This is a genomic window from Algoriphagus sp. A40, assembly GCF_002002735.1.
In the GTDB taxonomy this organism is placed as follows: Bacteria; Bacteroidota; Bacteroidia; order Cytophagales; family Cyclobacteriaceae; genus Algoriphagus.
The window spans coordinates 41329-58857 of record NZ_MUNY01000028.1 but is presented as its reverse complement, the minus strand read 5'-3'; the positions used below and the strand labels follow the sequence as shown (position 1 = coordinate 58857).

General features: G+C 44.2%; 19 protein-coding genes and 1 pseudogene. 9 read left to right on the top strand and 11 right to left on the bottom strand.

Annotation, left to right across the window (positions count from 1 at the left end; all coding sequences use genetic code 11):
• The first annotated feature begins 111 nt into the window (after positions 1-111).
• A complete protein-coding gene (locus B0E43_RS23625) occupies positions 112-564 on the top strand; it encodes a nuclear transport factor 2 family protein (protein ID WP_168171870.1) in 453 nt (150 codons plus the stop codon).
• Positions 565-675: 111 nt separating this feature from the next.
• The gene (locus B0E43_RS23620; RefSeq protein ID WP_077346092.1) at positions 676-1398 is read left to right on the top strand and encodes a hypothetical protein; all 723 of its coding nucleotides are present in this window, start codon (positions 676-678) and stop codon (positions 1396-1398) included.
• Between the two features lie 27 nt (positions 1399-1425).
• On the opposite strand, the gene B0E43_RS23615 is transcribed toward B0E43_RS23620, so the two are convergent.
• The 5 genes from B0E43_RS23615 to B0E43_RS23595 all read right to left on the bottom strand — a co-directional run bounded on the left by B0E43_RS23615 (position 1426) and on the right by B0E43_RS23595 (position 5385).
• Complete coding sequence (locus tag B0E43_RS23615) at positions 1426-1572, bottom strand: hypothetical protein (RefSeq protein WP_168171869.1); 147 nt, start codon at positions 1570-1572, stop codon at positions 1426-1428.
• A 97-nt stretch (positions 1573-1669) separates the two neighbouring features.
• A complete protein-coding gene (purE, locus tag B0E43_RS23610) occupies positions 1670-2185 on the bottom strand; it encodes a 5-(carboxyamino)imidazole ribonucleotide mutase (protein ID WP_077346091.1) in 516 nt (171 codons plus the stop codon).
• Positions 2182-3327, bottom strand: coding sequence for a 5-(carboxyamino)imidazole ribonucleotide synthase (locus B0E43_RS23605; RefSeq protein WP_077346090.1), 1146 nt, complete (start codon positions 3325-3327; stop codon positions 2182-2184). The genes purE and B0E43_RS23605 overlap by 4 nt, the downstream gene beginning before the upstream one ends.
• Before the next feature lie 71 nt (positions 3328-3398).
• On the bottom strand, positions 3399-3551 hold the full coding sequence (locus B0E43_RS23600; protein ID WP_139352624.1) for a lmo0937 family membrane protein: 153 nt from the start codon (positions 3549-3551) through the stop codon (positions 3399-3401).
• A gap of 64 nt (positions 3552-3615) precedes the next feature.
• Complete coding sequence (locus tag B0E43_RS23595; protein WP_077346089.1) at positions 3616-5385, bottom strand: hypothetical protein; 1770 nt, start codon at positions 5383-5385, stop codon at positions 3616-3618.
• Between the two features lie 298 nt (positions 5386-5683).
• On the opposite strand from B0E43_RS23595, the gene B0E43_RS23590 reads away from it, so the two are divergent.
• Genes B0E43_RS23590 through B0E43_RS23580 form a run of 3 tightly spaced genes read left to right on the top strand, consistent with a single transcriptional unit; the run spans position 5684 to position 8146 of the window.
• Complete coding sequence (locus B0E43_RS23590; RefSeq protein WP_077346087.1) at positions 5684-6505, top strand: hypothetical protein; 822 nt, start codon at positions 5684-5686, stop codon at positions 6503-6505.
• 55 nt (positions 6506-6560) lie between these two features.
• On the top strand, positions 6561-7238 hold the full coding sequence (locus B0E43_RS23585; protein ID WP_077346086.1) for a nitroreductase family protein: 678 nt from the start codon (positions 6561-6563) through the stop codon (positions 7236-7238).
• A gap of 59 nt (positions 7239-7297) precedes the next feature.
• Positions 7298-8146 (top strand): hypothetical protein, encoded by an 849-nt coding sequence (locus tag B0E43_RS23580; protein WP_077346085.1) that lies wholly within the window; start codon positions 7298-7300, stop codon positions 8144-8146.
• A gap of 62 nt (positions 8147-8208) precedes the next feature.
• Here B0E43_RS23580 and B0E43_RS23575 read toward each other — a convergent pair whose 3' ends face one another.
• Genes B0E43_RS23575 through B0E43_RS23565 form a run of 3 tightly spaced genes read right to left on the bottom strand, consistent with a single transcriptional unit; the run spans position 8209 to position 10840 of the window.
• Entirely contained in the window at positions 8209-9036 is an 828-nt protein-coding gene (locus B0E43_RS23575) for a mechanosensitive ion channel family protein (RefSeq protein WP_077346084.1), read from the bottom strand.
• A gap of 23 nt (positions 9037-9059) precedes the next feature.
• A complete protein-coding gene (locus B0E43_RS23570; RefSeq protein ID WP_077346083.1) occupies positions 9060-9764 on the bottom strand; it encodes a methyltransferase domain-containing protein in 705 nt (234 codons plus the stop codon).
• Positions 9761-10840 (bottom strand): type III polyketide synthase, encoded by a 1080-nt coding sequence (locus tag B0E43_RS23565; protein WP_077346082.1) that lies wholly within the window; start codon positions 10838-10840, stop codon positions 9761-9763. Before B0E43_RS23565 ends, B0E43_RS23570 begins: the two co-directional genes overlap by 4 nt.
• A gap of 91 nt (positions 10841-10931) precedes the next feature.
• Here B0E43_RS23565 and B0E43_RS23560 point away from each other — a divergent pair, with 91 nt between their 5' ends.
• Positions 10932-11828: a UbiA family prenyltransferase gene (locus B0E43_RS23560; RefSeq protein WP_077346126.1), complete on the top strand. Its 897-nt coding sequence runs from the start codon at positions 10932-10934 to the stop codon at positions 11826-11828.
• On the opposite strand, the pseudogene B0E43_RS23555 reads toward B0E43_RS23560, so the two are convergent.
• Positions 11829-12953 (bottom strand): annotated as a pseudogene (locus tag B0E43_RS23555) (NAD(P)/FAD-dependent oxidoreductase); the annotation flags it as partial.
• Positions 12954-13106: 153 nt separating this feature from the next.
• On the opposite strand from B0E43_RS23555, the gene B0E43_RS23550 reads away from it, so the two are divergent.
• Both B0E43_RS23550 and B0E43_RS23545 read left to right on the top strand, forming a co-directional pair.
• Complete coding sequence (locus B0E43_RS23550; protein WP_371454137.1) at positions 13107-15587, top strand: zinc-dependent metalloprotease; 2481 nt, start codon at positions 13107-13109, stop codon at positions 15585-15587.
• 78 nt (positions 15588-15665) lie between these two features.
• Complete coding sequence (locus B0E43_RS23545) at positions 15666-16079, top strand: Fur family transcriptional regulator (RefSeq protein WP_077346079.1); 414 nt, start codon at positions 15666-15668, stop codon at positions 16077-16079.
• Here the strand turns inward: B0E43_RS23545 and B0E43_RS23540 are convergent.
• Positions 16076-16306: a hypothetical protein gene (locus B0E43_RS23540; RefSeq protein WP_077346078.1), complete on the bottom strand. Its 231-nt coding sequence runs from the start codon at positions 16304-16306 to the stop codon at positions 16076-16078. The genes B0E43_RS23545 and B0E43_RS23540 overlap by 4 nt on opposite strands.
• A 150-nt stretch (positions 16307-16456) precedes the next feature.
• On the opposite strand from B0E43_RS23540, the gene B0E43_RS23535 reads away from it, so the two are divergent.
• Positions 16457-16930, top strand: coding sequence for a YcxB family protein (locus B0E43_RS23535; protein WP_077346077.1), 474 nt, complete (start codon positions 16457-16459; stop codon positions 16928-16930).
• Between the two features lie 52 nt (positions 16931-16982).
• On the opposite strand, the gene B0E43_RS23530 is transcribed toward B0E43_RS23535, so the two are convergent.
• Positions 16983-17483, bottom strand: a complete 501-nt coding sequence (locus B0E43_RS23530; RefSeq protein ID WP_077346076.1) for a fasciclin domain-containing protein — start codon at positions 17481-17483, stop codon at positions 16983-16985.
• Between the last annotated feature and the right edge of the window lie 46 nt (positions 17484-17529).

Sequence of the window (17529 nt, the reverse complement as noted above, 5' to 3'; positions counted from 1 at the left end):
ATTAGCTTTACTAATCGGCTCAAAATGGATCTTCTCTTTTGAAAATGGCTGGGCAATATTGCTTAATAACAAGAAATTATGCCAATATTTATTCCTGCCAATCCAACTTCTATGAAGACCAGACTTATACTTTCGATCGCAGCATTTGCTGTTTTTTCCTCCACTGCTTTCGCTCAAAGTCAGGATGAAATTCTCCTGAAAAAGCTGATAGAGGGAGCTTTTGAGGATGTTTTGACCCAGTTTAAAGCTGAGAAAATACCGGACTACTTTACGGAGCATTTTATGCTGATCGAAAACGGGGAAATCTGGAACAACGATTCCACCCGGAATTATGTGGAAAGGGCCAAATCGAGAACTCCCCAAGCCAAGAGGGAAAACAGGTTTGACTATTTTTCCATCGAAGTGAAAGGTGATGTCGCCTTGGTTAGCTATCACAATTACGCCACATTCACGACCGAAAACTCGCCTCCAAGGAAAATCCATTGGCTGGAAACAGTCGTTGCGGTCAAAACCGATGCAGGCTGGCGCATCCGGCTTTTGCATAATTCATCAGGAAAAGAGTAGTTTTCCTCCAAATAGCTTACCTTTTCCATTGAATTTCAGCTGTTTAAATTTTCTGCTGATTTGATTTGAATACCCGAACACTTTAGGATTCCAATTCAAAACAGGTTCTTTATGAAAATTTTTCCCAAGCTTCACTTTTGGTTGATCCTCCCTTTTGTCCTTACGCTGATCGGTTTCAATCACTATTGGACGGACTTTGCGGACGCTTCATTTCAATGGCATCTGCACGGAATTTCAGCCACAGCATGGTACATCATCCTGATCATACAGCCCTGGCTTTACCATTATCGCCCGATCCGGATCCACAAGAAAGTCGGAATTTTTGGGGTAATTCTTGCGGGGTTTGTAACAGCTTCTGCTTTGGGAGTGATCCGGGGAAACATGATGGCTACTGCAGAAAGCCCTCTCTATGAGGTCCGCTACAGTCTTTCCCTCATGGACTTTATCTTTATCAGCGGGTTTATCTTTTCTGTTCTTGCGGCGATTTGGAATTCAAAAAACACCAAAGTCCATTCCCGATGGATGATCAGTACGGTTTTTTGGGTACTCTCTCCAGCTACCACAAGGTTATCATTCATCCCTTTGGGAATGATTTACCAGCCAGCCCAGTTTTCAGATTTCCCTTTCTCTTGGTCAGATGTATTCAATTGGAACCAGTTTTTAATATTCCTGGTGGTGCTTATTCTGATCATTCTGGATTACAGGAGGGAGAAAAAAATCTATTTCTCATACGTCCTGGTAGCTATTGTGCAGCTTTTAGCTATTCCGGTATTGCTTGGATTGAGGGATTCCACTGCTTTGATTTCTCTGATGAATTCAATTTTCAAGGTCTAGAATTCAATCCTTTTTTTCAAGAAACCATCAATTGGGACTGCCAAAACTAAATCCCATCCATGCACCCAATCCCAGCAAAACCAGGGTAATAAACCCCAGCAAAACCAGCACGTTCAGGGGCATTTCCCAATCCTCAGATCCGATTTTGAATTTGACAGGCTTTTTCCAATCCATGAAGGTATTTACGATTTAAGAATTACGATTGACGACGCCTTGGAAGGTGTTAAGGGATTGGGCTTTAGCGAACTTTTCAACATTTCCACCTTTAAACCTACTTTTTCAGTACGCTCTTCCATCCCTTTGCCTCTAGCTCGGCGGCGGATTCCTCGACCTTTTCACGAAGACCTTTTTTGAATGAATCCATTTTGGCACCGACTTCGGAATCATAGGCTCCGACAATTGATGCAGCTAAAATACCCGCATTTTTTCCTCCGTTCAGGGCAACTGTAGCCACAGGTATGCCGCTTGGCATCTGCAAAATAGATAAAATACTGTCCCAGCCATCAATGGAATTGGAGCTTTTGACCGGCACGCCGATCACCGGAAGACTAGTCAAAGAGGCGACCATTCCTGGCAAATGTGCCGCTCCGCCTGCACCGGCTACAATGACTTTGATCCCACGCTCCCGGGCAGACTCTGCATAGTCGATCATGCGTCTGGGAGTACGGTGCGCACTTACCACAGTGAGCTCGTAGGCGATTCCGAGTTCTTCGAGAAACTGGGCAGCTTCTGCCATGACGGGGAGGTCAGACTGACTTCCCATGATGATTCCTACCTGTGGATTCATGAGATGGATTTTATTTTGATCAATTCTTTAATTCGGTGAGCTTTGGCTTTGAGACTGCTGATATTCTCATCAAGAATCGTCACATGACCCATTTTCCGAAAAGGTTTGGTGAGTTTTTTTCCGTAAAGGTGAATATACACCCCTTTCTCGGCCAGGGCTTCTTCTTTTCCTTCGACGATCGCCGGACCGGAATATCCATCCTCACCGAGCAGATTGATCATAGCGGCAGGACATCTCAAGTCGGGATTGCCCAAAGGCCAATTCATCACCGAGCGCAGGTGTTGTTCAAACTGAGAAGTGAAATTGGCTTCAATAGTATGGTGTCCACTGTTGTGAGGGCGCGGGGCAATTTCGTTGACCAAGACTTCGCCTGATTTGGTGACGAATAATTCCACTGCCAGGATTCCGACCATTTCAAGTTTGAGAATTACTTCTTTGGCGATAGCCTGAGCCTTTTTTTCAACCTCCGGAGAAATCTGGGCTGGAGCAAAAAGAAACTCTACCAGATTGGCGGTCGGGTGAAAAGCGCACTCCACTGCAGGATAGGCAATGAGGTCACTGGCTTCATTTCGGGCCACGGTTACTGCGATTTCTTTGTCGAAATCAATCAGTTTTTCCAAAAGTCCAGGAGCATCGAATGCTTTTTCCAAGTCATTTTCTGACCTTAAAATCTGAACTCCTCGGCCATCATAGCCTTCTTTCCCCAGTTTGTTTACAGCCGGGAGAAAGGACTTCTTGGAGATGACATCAGCCTTGTTTTCAGTCAGGACAAAGTCCGCTGTTGGGATGCCGTGAGTCAGATAAAATTGCTTTTGTTCCCTCTTATCCTGAATCAACTTCAGAATGTGCGGCTGGGGGAAAACTTTTTTGCCTTCATCGGCAAGCTTTTGAAGTGCGTCGGTATTGACAGCCTCAATCTCAACTGTGAGCACATCACAACTGGATCCAAATGAATAAACGGTATCGAAATCCTTGAGCGACCCTACCTGAAAATGCTGAGCAATGTCCTTGCAAGGAGCATTGGGATCAGGATCCAGTATGTGGATATCCTGATTGTAATTGATGGCAGACTGAATCAGCATGCGACCCAGTTGCCCACCTCCAAGAACTCCGAGAATCTGGTTTTGTGATGTATTGGCCATAGACAGGCCAAAATTAACAGATTCTCAGAGAAAGAGGCATGGTAAAATTTGACATCGTTGGGTATTTGGCTTTAGACCCTACTCCCGCCGATTAATCGGAGCAAGATGGAAACAACTGCCAAGACCAAAAGGATGTGGATAAGTCCACCAACACTGTAGACAAACACTCCCAACAACCATCCAATGATCAATACGATTGCGATGATATACAATAAAGAATTCATGATTTTTTTGGTTTAGGTAAACAATTGATTTTCGAATTGATTTATCCAATCCCAATGCCATAAACTAGGCTTTATTGAACCGTATACCCATCAGCTCCATCAGTTTATGGGCATTAAAACTAGGACAGGGCCCTTTTTTGATTTTGTAATCAAAGTCGATGGACTTATCGTGAATCTCTGAATGGAATGAAAAATTGTGGACTTTTTCCACAGTTTGTTCCAATTCTGACAATTCAATGTCATGGGTGCTGATAATGCCAAATCCTTTGGTTTGGAGAATTTGGAGAACCAGAGCTTCGGATCCGGATATCCTGTCCTGAGTATTGGTTCCTTTTAGAATTTCGTCCAAAAGAAAAAATAATTTCTCTCCAGATTCAAGCCTTTCAAGCAGGATGTGGATTCTTCTAAGTTCGGCATAGAAGGAACTCACGCTTTCACCCAGGTTATCCGAATTGCGCATACTGGTATACAACTGAACCCGTCCGAGTTTTAAATTTTTCCCAAAAGGACTCAAACCTAGATTGACTAAAACGCAGTTGATCCCAAGAGTTCGCATAAAGGTCGTCTTGCCGCTCATATTTGCTCCGGTCAGCAAAATCAGCCTATGTTGCTCATCAAAGTCAATGGAATTGGAAATTGCTTTTTCGGGAAAAATCAGTGGATGAGTTAAGTCAATTGCCGACAGCTGGGAATCATCCGTCCATTCCACATTTCCCGAGCCTCCCAATTCGACTTCAAAAGCTCCCAAAGAAACCCAAACTTCCCATTTTTCGAGATTTTCCGGCAGATGACTCAGAGATTGACCAACTCGGTTTTTCCAGGAAGCCAATTGAACAAAAAGGAGGAAGTCTGTCCAAAACAGCAAGTTGATCGGCAAATACAGCAGATTAATCCGATTTTGGGCCCAAAGGCCCAGCTTATCTAACTCTCCCAAAAGTCCTGATGTGGGAACTCCTTCTTTACTCAACTCGGCTTTCGCACTTTTCAGTTCCTCACCATGAAAATCTTCTTTTTCAATCAAATCAGTCCGAATCAGATAGGATTTTAGGGTGGCAGCTGATGGAATTGCTTCTGCGGCTTTTTTGAGAGGCTGAAAAACGCTACCCAGAAATCCAATTCCAATCAAAATCCAAACTCCCAAGAATGCCTCCGGCAGAATTCCAGTAGTCACCAAAACCAACATGACAACTCCGCCAAGCGGTCCCAAAAAAGCGAGAAGTCGATGCAACCAGGAGATTTTTTCCTGAGCATTCAACCAATTTATCCAGTTTTCGGCTTCCTTTTCATCTTTTTTCAATGCCAAACCTGCTGCCTCCATCGCCTGAAGAAACAAGGGCTTTGATTTCAATTCGCTTACTGCGTGAGCTCTTCTTTGGGATTCGTCCTTGTCAAACTTGCTTTTCATCAGCAAGGCGAGCTTGTCTTTTCCACCTTTGGTCACAGTATGGTTTAAAAGCTGAAAAAGGGAATGCTCCCCAAAAAGATCCAGGTCATTAGAAAAGGGATGGGATTTTTCTGAATATTCTACTCCCAAATCAAATCCAGAAAGCTTCCGCATTTTGCGATGGTGGGCTTCAACGTCCATTTTTTGCAAAGCTAGATAGATAGCTTCCTGGTCCTTATGGAAATTGAAGGTTTGAATGAGACGTACAAAAAAATACCCCATCCCAAATGCGGGAATCCCCCAAAATGGATGATCTGCCAAGGTGAGGATAAGAAGAGCTCCCAAACCAAAAAAAGCAAGTAACCGCACAAGGGAAACCTGAATTATTTTCTTCTTATTTTTAGTGAGTTTTTGGTCTAATTCTTGAGTAACAAAGTCGAAATTGGGCATCCCCAAAGATAGACAAAGGGGAAAAATTCTTTCGATTTCAAACTTTCATCCAAAAATAATAATCTTATCCCCAAGTGCTCGTTTGAAAAAAGTAATGGATAATTCAACCAAAAAACTTCCTAAAACGGTTTCCCCATCCAATCAAGCTGAAGAATGGGACATGAGGGCCGGTATGGGAATTTTGCCTTCAGACATCCCTTTAACCCAAAACATCGGGTGTGTGGGAAGTAATCCCAAAACCAAAAAATCAACTATCAAAAAATAAAAAGTAAATTTCGGACTTTTAAAACATAACAAAATGAAATCCAATCTATTGACACTTGCTAAACTTTCGCTTTTGGCCTTTCCTGTCCTGCTGTTTTCCTGCAACGATGAGCCCGATCCTGTCACTACCGAGTCCAAAGTAGCGGTCGTTGAAGAACAGTTTGAAGTCAACGCAGCCTATGAGGACATCGATTTGCTGGCTTTTGATGCCTTGCAAGGCATAGGACTAGGCGCCAGAATACTCACTGACGCAGACATCTGCTCCAATACCGCGATCACCAACAACGCATTGGCGGGAAAACTCACCATAGACTTCGGTACCGGATGCACCAGCCCAAATGGAGTAGAAAGGAAGGGTAAAATCCTCATTTCCTACTCTTTGGCCGAACTGCTTCAGGGTAAAATCTCCGCCAACATCACCTTGGAAGGCTATGAAGCTGACGGATTGAAGATCGAAGGAATCAAGACCATCACCGGAAATCTACCAAGCGGCACCAGCCCAGTATCACTCAATGTCAAGATCGAAAACGGGAAAGTAACCTGGCCAGACAATAGCTTTGCGACCTATACTTCTACCCAAACCCGCATGGTAACTCTTGGAGAAAACGGATCAGTAGTCATCACTGGGACGGCGGCAGGCACCGGCAGGGAAGGTTTTGCCTATACAGCCCTGGTAACTGAGGAACTTGTACTCAACCAAGAGTGCGTAAGGACCAACGTGTTCGTCCCAAGTTCAGGCAAGATGGATTTTAGTGTGTTGGACATCTCAGTTTTAGTAGATCTTGGCAGTGGAACCTGCGACAAGCTCGCTACAGTCACCTATCCGGGAGGATCTAAAGAAATCACACTGGACTGACAAACTATCATTCCAAAAGGAACGGCTATCTTTAGGGATAGCCGTTTTTGTTTTTATGGAAAAAAAACTGATCAATGGATTCCACCATATCCGTTACCAAAGGCCAAAATTGACAGATGAGGAATTGGTCCGAAATTCAATGGTCTTCTATAAGGACATGGATTCACGTAGGACTGTCCGTGAATTTGACACTCGACCGGTACCCCTTGAAGTTATGGAAAATATCATCCGATCAGCTGGCACGGCGCCCTCAGGAGCACATAAACAGCCTTGGACGTTTTGCCTGATTTCAGATTCGGATATCAAACTGAAAATACGAAAAGCAGCTGAGGAAGAAGAGCGAATTTCCTATTCGCACCGAATGCCAGAAGACTGGAAAAATGACCTGAAACCACTGGGCACAGATTGGGAAAAGCCATTTTTGGAAGAGGCTCCATTCCTGATTGTCGTCTTTAAGCAATCTTACGGCGTGGAAAATGGGGAAAAAACCCAGCATTATTATGTCAGTGAATCTGTAGGAATAGCCTGCGGCTTTTTGATAGCCGCTATTCACCAAGCTGGATTGGTCACGGTCACCCACACTCCAAGTCCGATGAATTTTCTGACTGAAATTTTAAAACGGCCATCCAATGAGAAGCCATTTCTTCTTTTGCCGGTAGGCCACCCAAAAACCCCTGCCTATGTTCCTGATATTGAACGAAAACGGCTAGAGAAAATATTGATAACTTATTAAACTGACGTGTTGTATTTTAGTCTAAAGTTCGAATTTCAAGAAATCAATCCCCATCTATCATGAAATCAACACGTATTGCCCTGCTGAAATGCCTTGCCCTACCAGGCATCCTGCTTTTTACTTCTTGTGATAAAGATGACAATTTGCCGTCGAGTCAACTTGAAGATACTGAGGAGACATCCCAAGAAGTGGACCTGACGGCAACTATGGAGGACATCGATGAGGTCACACTGACCGGTTTTCAGCGAAATGGATTTGCTGACAGAAGCCTGATTACCTTAGAAGAGGACTTGTGCGAAAAGGTCAAAATCAATTGGTCACCCAATGAAAAACGGATGGTTATCGATTTTGGGGAAGGCTGCACCAGCCCTAAAGGCGTCACCCGAAAGGGCAAAATCATTGTCACCTACACGGGAAGGTATTGGGTTCCAGGCTCCAAAATCACGACCAGATTTGATGATTTTTACGTGGATGGCCGTAAAATTGAAGGTATCCGGGTGGTCACCAATGAAGGCTTTAACGAAAATGACAAGTTTTTCAGCTTTAAAACTGTCGTGGAAGGAGGCAAAATAACCTGGCCTGACGGCACTTTCAGAACTTTCGAGGCAAGACATACCAAAAAGATATTTTTGCCGAATGGTGACCGAGGATTTGTCTACGCTGTCTCAGGCGGCAGTAAAGGCATCAACCGCAAGGGGAATGAATACGTAGTTGAAATCAAATCTCCTTTGATCTTTGTAGAGCGATGCATCCGCACGGGAGTCCGAATCCCAAATGAAGGATCGATGGAAATCAAGGTAGTGGGTAGAGGAGAAATGAAAGTCGACTTTGGGACGGATGGCTGTGATCGAGAAGTCTCTATCACGGTGGGAGACCAGACCAAAATCGTTACCTTGCCCAGATCTTAATAAAACCGGTTCAAATTCAAATGGCCAACAGGAATTCCGGTTTCCTGTTGGCCATTTGATTTTTACTCCTTTTTGGTGAAAACAACCCGCTGCGGAAATGGTATCTCAATGTCATGGCTGTCAAATGAGGCTTTGATTTTCTCCATGGAATCAAAATAGACCGGCCAAAGGTTTTCGGTATCCGTCCAAGCCCTTACCACCAGATCCAAAGAGCTTTCTCCGAAATTGTTTAAAAAAACTACGGGTTCCGGTTCTGCGTGGACTCTGTTATCATTTTTGAAAATTGCCAAAATCACTTCCCTTGCCTTTTTGAGATCCGTATGGTAGGCAACTCCTATTTTGAGATCCACTCTTCTGGTAGGCTGGGAAGAAAAATTGACCACATCGGAATTGGCAAGGTTTCCGTTTGGAATCACAACTTCTTTGTTGTCAAAGGTATTGAGGTGGGTATAAAGGATATCAATTTTGGTCACTGTTCCGGTTCGGCCCTGGCCTTCGATGACGTCCCCAACTTTAAAAGGTTTAAACAATAATATCAAAACTCCACCAGCAAAATTGGAGAGCGAGCCCTGAAGTGCCAAACCGATAGCCAAGCCTGCGGCACCCAAAATCGCCAGGAAAGAGGACATCGGCACTCCCAAAATCGTGGCAATCCCAATGAACAAGGAGACATAGAGCACAGCTTTCACCAGACCCACCAAAAAGGTATTCAGGGAGGGATTCGCGTCTCGTCTATTCAGAACTTTGCTGAATCCATTGACAAGTTTGTTTACAATAAAACGCCCCACAAAGTAAAAAAACAGGGCATAAAGCAGTGAAGGAATGATTTTGTAAGCCAGCTGGATACCTTGTTCCAATAGTGTTTTGATAGTTTCCGGAGACAATTCCATAAATAAAATAGTAGGTTTCAAATTTAAAACAAGACCAAAACTTGCCATCTAAACGCCCAAAACCAACGAATTTCGAAAGTTTTTATTCCGGCCTCCCGTAAAATTCTCTCCAGATCAGCTTTTTTGAAACTTCTCAAAACGGATAAAGAAGCATCGTTTCTCACCATCGGTGATTTGCTGAAAAGCCCGGTCAATATCCGAATGCTGTGAAACGCAAACCAATGCCGATGGAGGTCATTGATGACAATTCCCAGGTAAGCTTTGCTGCGAAAAGCCTGAATCAAGCCAATTAATTCTTGATCCGTGAAATGATGGGTAAAAAGGGTGCAAGTAATTATGTCCACTTTTTCCTCCAAAAACTCCTGCTCAAACACATTTTGAACCTGCCATCTGACATTGGTCACGTCCTGAAGTCTGACTTTAGCCAGGTCGATTATATTTGGGTTGGCATCGATACCTGCAAAATCCACTTTGAGTTTTTTGGATTTGGCCCAATGATCCATGACTCGGATCATATCACCTCCCCCGCATCCGATGTCCGCGATTTGATAGGAATCCTTGGGATGGTGTTTCATGATTTTGGCCAATCCATCGGTGGTGACATAATTCCCACCCAGCCAACGATTGATAGTTTTGAGCTCTTTCAGGGTCTGCTCCAGCACTTCACCGGAACACTCGAGATCGTCCATTAGCTCCTTTTCCTCACTTCGCTTTGCAAACTTGCTCATTGCTTGATCAGGTGCAAAGTTTCTAAAGTCAATCCCGGCCCAAAGCCCATCGAAAGAATTTCTCCCTGAACTTCTGGATCTTTCATCATCCGTTCCAACACAAAAAGAATGGAAGCCGAAGACATATTTCCAAATTGTTTCAGCACTTCCAAGGCATGGAAATTAACCTCTGGGCCAAGTTCGAATGCCTCCTGGACCTTTTGCAAGATCTGCTTACCTCCAGGGTGGATCGCAAAATTTTTAATCTGACTCAGACGAAACTTCTTTTCAAAAACTTCTTTCAACTGCCTGATTCCCTTATCCAGGAGTGATGGGATGTATTTGCTGAGCTTCATTTCAAAACCAAAATCACCAATCCCCCAAGCCATGTCCTGCACTCCTTCCCGAAGTACCTGACTGAGGTAAGAATTGATTTTCAGTCCTATATCAGAATTCATGACCAAAGCCGCAGCCGCTCCATCTCCAAAAATGGAATTTGCCAAAAGGTTGTCCTCAGAATATTCTTTTTGAAAATGGAGCGTGCATAACTCCACCGAAACCAACAAAACCTTGGCTTCTGGTTCGGCACGAAGGATTTTGTCAGCTAGCTTCAATCCTGTGAAGGCTGCATAGCAACCCATGAAATGCACACAATATCGCTCCACCGAATCCTCCAGCCCCAACATTTCCATGAGTTGGAGCTCCACACCGGGAGCCACCATTCCGGTGCAAGAAACAAGAATCAGGTGAGTCAAGGCCTCAGATTTTTCACCTGCCTGATTCAAACAGGAAATTGCTGCATCAAAAGCCAATTGAGGTGCAGTTTTTTGAAAAACATCCATCCGGGCCTTTGTTCCAGGAAATGGACAGAGCAATTCATTTTTGGGAAAAAAATTAAAATCCTCCACACTCAACTTGTCAAAATCTTCCAGAACACTGTGTCGGCTGTCGATTCCGGTCTTGCGGTAAAGAAATCCCAGCCTTCTACCTTCGGTTTCATCCAACTGATGGGCTAGCTGCATAAATCGGGCAATCTCGGACTGGGAAATCGGGGCTCCCGGATTGGAAAGGCCGATGCTGACTATGCTGGAATTCATTATTTCAAGTTAACGTATAATTTCTAAATTGGATGGCTATCTACGTAACCATCCCGGCCTGATAAGGTTAAGTGGTCAACAAAAAATAATCATGATCACGAGCTCAAGTCTTAAACATCTGCGCATCCCTTTCTCGCTTTTCCTGATGCCGGTATTCCTTTTTGCGCTTGCTCTTACACCAAACCATAATGAGGGCCGCTTGTTATTGGTGTTTTTGGCATTGCACCTATTCCTCTATCCGAGTAGCAATGGGTACAACAGCTTTTTTGACAAAGACGAGGAAAGTATCGGAGGTCTGAAGCATCCACCAAAAGTCACCCCGGATTTGTATTGGCTTTCGCAGGTGTTCCTCTTAGTTGCCTTGGTTTTGGGAGCAATGATCAGCTGGAGTTTTGCAAGTATGCTATTAGTCTATGCTTTTGTCAGCATGGCTTATTCACATCCTTCGATTCGGATCAAAAAGTATCCTTGGGCAAGCTGGTTTATTGCCGGGTTTTTTCAGGGATATTTCACTTTTGCGATGACTTATGCCGGGCTGAGCAACTTGGGTTGGGATGTGGTTTTGAGGCCTCACGTGGTAATTCCAGGACTTTTGACCAGCCTGATGCTTTGGGGAAATTACCCATTGACACAAGTTTACCAACATCGGGAAGATTCCCGACGGGGCGACCATACTCTCAGTATCAAGTTGGGGATCAAGGGAACATTTATTTTTTCAGCCTTCTTTTTTGCGCTTACCGGTGCAGCCTTTGTCTGGTACTTTTTGGATCGAAATCAGGTGGAGGTAATCTGGATTTACCTGGGCGCAATGGCTCCGATCATGCTTTTCTTTCTAATCTGGTTCGGTTTTGTAAATTCCAATCCGGAAAAATATGCCTCCTATTCCTGGGCAATGGGCATGAACAGCATTTCTGCCTTGATCCTGAATGCATTCTTTATTTACTATTTTCTGGAAAACACCCAGATCTTACAGGTTTTCGGGTTCTGATCAGAATGGTTTTCCGTGGGTGTTTTTGATGATTTGCTTCGCAAAAAAAGGAAGATGCTGAATCAGATTTCGGGCAAAAACCGAAACTCCTTTTGCTCCAAAAAGCCGTTGCACTTTCCTTCCTATCCAAAGCCTTTGCCGGAATTCTGCATTCCAAGATTGAGCATAGATTGATTCGATTTCACTTCGGTTTTGTCCCGACAGCAAGGCCTCACCGGCAAGTTTTCCGGAATGTATCGCCATTGCCATCCCATTTCCGCAAAGCGGAGTAATTAACCCAGCAGCATCTCCAGCCATCAGGATATGGTTTTCCACCGGTTTTTTCGGTTCAAAATTAATCTCATTAATGACTTCGGGTTTTTCAAAAAGAAACTCACTTTCTCTGAAAATCCTTGCCAGTATCGGATTTTTCCACAAAACCTGCCGCTCCATTTCTTCTACAGAACCAAATTTTCTCAACTGTTCTCGGCTTCCCAGATAGCAAAGATTGAATTTACCCTCCTCAATAGCATTGATCCCGCAATACCCACCTGCGAAATTGTAAAGGGCGACAGTGTCTCGAACAAAATCCATTTTCAGGTGGTATTTCACACCGATAAATGGACTCCGTTGTTGAATAAATGGCCGCTTGAGCGTCAAATCCAATTTGCTTCGCTTGCCATAGGCTCCGATCACATAATCGCCTTCAAGTACCGAATGATCAGAAAGTGACAAGGAGAATTTGTCTGTTTTTTCATCAAAATCAACCGTAGAAACCTGAATTCCTGTAAGAACTTCCACTCCAAAAAACTTGGCTTTTTGATACAACCATTCATCCAAAACGTACCTGCTGATACCAAAACCACCCAGATCAAGGGATATCCTGACTTTTTGGCCTTTGGTATCACTGAACTCAAAACGGGAGATCGAAGGCATTTCCAAAAAATCCGGGTAGATGGCTTCCCTTTTCAAAAAATCAAGAACTTCATTCGAGATATATTCTCCACAAACCCGGTGAAACGGATAGGTCTTTTTTTCGATCAGGAGTACATCCTTACCGCGTTTTGCAAGAAGTATTGAGGAAACCAGCCCTGCCAGCCCTCCACCGATCACGATTACCTTGTTTTTTGTTTCCTTCAAGAGCCTTTGATTTGAGGATTCAACCGTTTATCAAAAAATAAGTTTGACTGCCGCTTATCCCGCTGTTTGGAAGTTACTTTATTTCCAGAATCCAAATACTGTAACATGAACAAAACCCTACCCAAATTACTAAGGAGAACTGCCTTTGTATTGGGATTGATGGGAACGCTGCTATCTGCAGAAGACTCATTTGCCCAAAAGAAAAAGAAAAAAGGCCAAGAAACGCCAGCTCCTACAGCACCGGCGAAACCGCAAAACGGTGCGCCGACCAACGGGCCAAAGCCATACAAAGAAGTGATCACTGCAAAAGCCAAAACCAAAGAAGGGCTTTTCAAAGTGCATCAGATCGAGGATAAATTTTTCTACGAAATCCCGGATTCTCTTCTTGGCCGAGATATGCTGATGGTAGTAAGAATCGCCAAAACTGCAGACGGAATCGGATACGGCGGTGAAAACACCAACAACCTGATGGTGCGCTGGGAGAAAAGCAATGACGACATCCTGCTCAAAGTAGTCTCCGTCAACAACTACGCAGCGGATTCCCTGCCTATTTCCATGGCGGTGAAAGCTTCCAACCTAGAACCAATCCTTCAAAAATTCGCCATCAAATCCCGCGGAACAGATTCCACTGGCATTGTAATCGAGGCTACGGATCTATTCAACAAAGACAATCAGGCTTTGGGTCTTCAGCGAAACAGAAGAACTGAATATAAAGTGTCCCGACTGGATAATGAGCGAACTTACATCGCACATATCAATTCCTATCCAATCAACATCGAGGCTCGCTATGTGTTGACGTATGCAGCAGCCGAGCCACCTTCAAACAGTTCTACCGGTTTAATCACTTTGGAAATGAACGCTTCCATGATCCTACTTCCAAAGGAGCCGATGAAGCAAAGACTTGCGGACCGAAGAGTGGGCTGGTTTGCCAGATCTTATGTGGACTATGGCTCTGACGCCCAAAAGGCAGCTTCACGCCGTTATTTGGACCGCTGGAGACTGGAAGTGAAGCCGGAGGACATGGAGAAATTCAAGCGTGGGGAATTGGTTGAGCCGGTCAAACCCATCGTGTTCTACATCGATCCCGCCACTCCTAAGCAATGGGTCCCTTATCTGATCGCGGGTGTGGAAGACTGGCAGAAAGCTTTCGAAGCAGCCGGTTTCAAAAATGCCATCCTTGCCAAGGAAGCACCAACTCCTGAGGAAGATCCAACCTGGAGTACTGAAGATGCCCGATTCTCCGTGATCCGATATTTCGCTTCAGATATACAGAATGCCTATGGCCCGCACGTGTCAGATCCAAGATCAGGAGAGATCCTAGAGTCTCACATCGGCTGGTACCACAACGTCATGAACTTGCTGAGAAACTGGTTCTTTATCCAAACAGCAGCAATAAATCCGGATGCAAGGGGAGTGAATTTCTCCGAGGAAACAATGGGAAGACTGATTCGCTTTGTCTCCTCCCACGAGGTAGGCCATACTTTGGGCTTGCCTCACAACTTTGCTTCTTCTGTAGCTTACCCGGTAGAAAAACTGCGTGATCCGGCATTTACAAAGGAATTTGGCACTGCACCATCGATCATGGATTATGCCCGATTCAATTACATCGCCCAGCCAGAAGATGCCGGTGTTAGCCTGATGCCTGATGTGGGACCTTATGACAAATACGCCGTCATGTGGGGTTATAAGCCAATTCCGGAAGCCAATACTCCGGAAGAAGAACAGGCGATCCTGGATCAGTGGATCTTGGACAAAAAAGGTGATCCTGTGTATCGATATGGCCGTCAGGGAAACAGCTATGATCCAACAACTCAGTCTGAGGATTTGGGAGACAATGCAATCAAAGCTTCCGAATATGGAATTAAAAACCTGAAGCGAATCATGCCAAACCTTATGGAATGGACAGCTGAAGAAAACAAACCATACAAAGATTATGCGGACCTGGAAGAAATGTACGGTCAGGTAATCGGCCAGTTCAACCGGTACATGGGACATGTGAGAACCAACGTGGGCGGTGTCATGGAGATTTATAAATCTTCTGGACAAGGTGATGCCGTTTACACCCACACTTCCAAAGAAATGCAGAAGTCAGCGGTGGATTTCCTTAACAAGCAGCTGTTCGCAACTCCAACCTGGATGATAGACGATGAGATCATCTCCAGAATCGGCGACTTTGGAGCTTTGGAAAGAATCAGAGGAATGCAGGTGACCTCCCTTAATGGGATTTTGGATTGGGGCCGTTTAGGTCGTGTGATTGAAAATGAAGCGTTGAACGGAAATGAGGCTTACAAAATCACCGAGCTGTTCGACGACTTGAGAAAAGGAATCTGGACTGAATTAGCATCTGGAAGTACCATCGATGTTCACCGTAGAGCATTGCAGCGCGCACATATTGAGCGTCTAGAATTGCTTTTAACGGGAGATCTACCTGCCATTCCGGCACAATTCCGTCAGTTTGTAGGACCTCAGATCAATGCTTCTCAGTCTGACATCAGACCAATGGCAAGAGGCGAATTGAAAACGCTTCAAACCCAGATCAGAGCTGCAATCGGAAGGACTTCCGACCGAATGTCAAAACTCCATTTGGAGGATGCTCTGGCTAGAATCGAAAAAATCCTCTCCGAAGAATCAGGAAATTAACACTTAAAAGGCGCCGAATTTGGCGCCTTTTTTTTCACTTCCATTTTTTGAGTTAATTTGAAAAGCCAAAAGGAAGTCATGCAGAGCCCGCTAACCATATTACAATCCCACAAACTCAGAATTACCGATTGCAGACAGGAAATCATTCAGGAATTTCTTGACAAAAACATCGCCCTTTCGCATTCAGATCTGGAGGAAACGCTCAATCAGCAGTTTGATCGGGTGACGATCTATCGTACTCTGAAGACTTTTTTGGATAAAGATCTGATTCACAAAGTCCTTGATGACAGCGGCGCGACTAAGTATGCGCTTTGTTCACATGGAGAGACTGTGCACAATCACAGCCACGAACATGTGCATTTCAAATGTGAAATCTGCGGGGAAACGACCTGTTTGGAAGATATTATTCTCCCCCAGATCAAACTTCCTTCAGGATTTGAAAAAAAGGAAATGAGCCTGTTGGTTCAGGGCATTTGCGAAAAGTGTCACTAGAAGTCAATCGGCTCGGGAGACTTTGATTTTTTTGGGACATCCGATGGCCAAATCACCCCTGGAGGCAAATCAATTTTTGGTGGGGTTAGGTTTTCAATTCCTCCGTCCCCATCATCATTATTACTATTTCCTCTCCTGAGGGAGTTTTTTGTCATCGTAGCCACAAAATAGATCAAAATGACATAAGCTACACCGCACATAAAAAGATCTATCACAAGACTGTTCATAGCTGATGATTTTCATATAATATAAACGAATGGAAATTCTAAATCAACGGATTAATCCATTTGTTTCATCTAATACCCCTATTTATGATTTTATCGGACTTGCTTAATCACTCGGATAGGTGGATATTTGCGCTCTCTAATTTGTAACCGATGATTATCAAAACAAAAAAATACCAGCTCGAGACTGGAACCTACATCAAAATGGGCCTAAAATCCATCCTAAAAGAACAATGGTGGGTTATTTTGATTGCCCTTGCGATATGCTTTGGGTATTTCTGGATTGCATCCATTTGGTGGTTTATCGGTGCTGTGATCGCCTACGGGCTTTATGTTCTTTTTTGGACCATCCAATTTACCGGGGTTACCCAAATGGAACAGAATAAGCCAATTTTTCAAAAATTGGCCTACGAAATCGACAGCCGCCAAATTCTTATGAAAATCAATGCCCGAGAAGGAATGCCTGTTCAGTGGAACATGGTCAAGCGCGTCGAACTCACCAAAGATGCATTTGTTCTTTACCTTTCCAAGGCACAGTTTATCCACCTTCCTTTCCGGATTTTCAATACCGAGAACGAAAAGAAATTTCTTGAAACAATTCTGAAGCGCAAAGAATTGATCAAATAACAAAAAAGCCCTCTGATTTCTCGGAGGGCTTATTTTTTTGGAATGAGGTGAATTACATCTTAGGCAAAATCACCGTGTCGATTACGTGGACCACACCGTTGCTTGCCTCAATATCCGCTGCGGTAACAGTTGCATTGTTGATCATGGCTTTTCCGTCTTTCAGGGTTACGGTGATTTCAGAACCCTGAACTGTTTTTGCCTTTTGGCCATTTTTCAGATCTTTCGACATTACTTTTCCAGGCACAACGTGGTAAGTCAAAACCGCCACTAGTTGAGCCTTGTTTTCAGGCTTCAACAGGTTCTCAACAGTTCCGGCCGGCAGTTTTGCAAATGCCTCATTAGTAGGCGCAAAAACGGTAAACGGACCATCACCTTTCAACACGTTGACCAAATCTCCAGCTTTGACAGCTGCCACCAAAGTGGACAAAAACTCAGTGGATACTGCCAAGTCGACGATGTCCGCTTCAACTTCGTGAACATTTGCAGATTTTGGTGTGAATGATGAAGCGAAGAAAATCGTCATCACCATCAGAATAGAAAGTACTTTTTTCATGGTAGAAATTATTTTGGTTTGTGAGGGCCGAACAGTCTGTCTTAAG